Origin of the sequence: Natronohydrobacter thiooxidans, from assembly GCF_001884735.1 — a bacterium.
Taxonomy (GTDB): Bacteria; Pseudomonadota; Alphaproteobacteria; order Rhodobacterales; family Rhodobacteraceae; genus Roseinatronobacter; species Roseinatronobacter thiooxidans_A.
On sequence record NZ_MJAP01000022.1, the window covers coordinates 1 to 1,677 of the forward strand.

At 59.0% G+C, this 1,677-nt stretch carries 2 protein-coding genes; one reads left to right on the plus strand and one right to left on the minus strand.

Annotated elements, in window-relative coordinates; genetic code table 11:
• A partial coding sequence (locus BG457_RS12195; protein ID WP_175546792.1) for a tyrosine-type recombinase/integrase occupies positions 1-336 on the plus strand: 336 nt, incomplete at its 5' end.
• Between the two features lie 66 nt (positions 337-402).
• On the opposite strand, the gene BG457_RS12200 is transcribed toward BG457_RS12195, so the two are convergent.
• Positions 403-1,476, minus strand: a complete 1,074-nt coding sequence (locus tag BG457_RS12200; RefSeq protein ID WP_071797438.1) for a Fic family protein — start codon at positions 1,474-1,476, stop codon at positions 403-405.
• Between the last annotated feature and the right edge of the window lie 201 nt (positions 1,477-1,677).

Consider the following 1,677-nt stretch of genomic DNA (forward strand, 5'->3'; position numbering starts at 1 on the left):
TGGCTGCATTTCGGGCGGATCACGTTCGGGCCAGTGTTCACGGGCGTCACCCGCGACGGCAAACGCGCGCGGGGCACACGGCTCAATGACAAGCATGTCGCGCGGCTGATCAAGACCTGCGTGCTGAAAGCGGGCCTGCGCCCCGACCTGCCCGATGCCGAGCGGGTGAAGCTCTATTCCGGCCACAGCTTGCGCGCGGGCCTGGCCAGCAGCGCGGAAGTGGATGAGCGCTATGTCCAGAAACAGCTCGGCCATGCCAGCGCCGAGATGACCCGCCGCTACCAGCGCCGCCGCGACCGATTCCGTGTGAACCTGACCAAGGCGGCAGGGTTGTGAATTTATGCCTGCCCCTGCGCCCACAGACTGACTACGGCCGGGACATGCCCTCATTGACACCTGTTTTCAGGAAATACTCAGGAGATACCGCGTTGATCTGCCACCTTCGGTCCCTCGACGCACTGCGCCGATTGCTTCCAATTCAGCCAGGTCACGTGTCGCTGTCGCCAGAGAGACGCCAGCAATCCGTGCATAGGGGCCAGCACTGATACCCTCTGCCACGCGCCGCGGCCCTTCGGCGAAGAGACGGCGCAATACCTTTTCACCCCTTTGGGGAAGGTTCGCAAAGCGCATGAAATACCCATTGCGCAGGACCAGAAACCGAGCTTCGGCCTCGGCCTCGACGATCCCGGCCGTCAGCCGCTCAAGGAACCACAGAACAAATGCTGTGCCATCAATGTACTCACCAACCGCCTTTCGCCCAGCCTGTAGTGCCCGGTAGTAGCCCTTTTTGTCAGCCTCGATCTGGCGCGACAGCGAAAACGGCAAAGCGGCATCCTGCGCGAAGATATATTCAACAAGCGCCCGACCTATCCGTCCATTGCCATCGCTGAACGGGTGAATGGATTCAAACCAAAGATGGGCCAATGCCGCACGAACCGGTACCGGGCGACTGTCAGATTCAAGGCTGGTCAAAAACTCCTGCATCATGAAAGCAATGCGATCATGTGGCGGGGCCGAGTACAGAACCTTCTCCTTGCCAGCCCACGCCCCTCGCACAATTACAATAGGGAAGCTGCGCCACCGCCCCTTATCTTCCAGATCGACACCATGAAACAAAAGTTGGTGCCAACGAAACAGACGGTCTTCCGAGAGTGCCCCCTGCCCTTCCCTGGCTTCCAGCATCAGGGTGGCAATCGCGTCTGAGCGCCGCTGTGGCTCTACGCCCCGATGGGCCAAAGATGCCACGACGGATGCTTCGATATCCTCCGCACGAAGAGCCGCCCCCTCGATTGCGAAGCTGGCGACGGCTTCGTTGGTCACCGCCCGCAGAAAGGTTTCACGCCGCTCTTCCGCGCTCAAAGCCATCTGCAACCCTGTGATGGATCCCAAACGCGCGGAAAATTCTGCAAGCGGGCCTTCGGTTGCCGCCGCATCATGTCGAAAGTTTGGCCAGGCCGGTGTTTGCCAGATATCCATGAGGGGAATATGTCAGATATTCTCCTCATATTCCAGCGCAGGATGATGGGAATGACGAGGCTATTCGCATCATCTGACCCTGTGATGCAGCGTAAGACCGACATCTAAGGCTTATCCATCAATGCAAACGGTCGTTTATTGGTGGTATCCGTAACTGCAAAAGACAGGATTTGATGCCCCTGATCGGCTATGCCTGCCTCT

Excerpts from the sequence above, each read along its gene's own strand:
- BG457_RS12200 (WP_071797438.1), bottom strand. The coding sequence starts at position 1,476 with ATGGATATCTGGCAAACACCGGCCTGGCCAAACTTTCGACATGATGCG.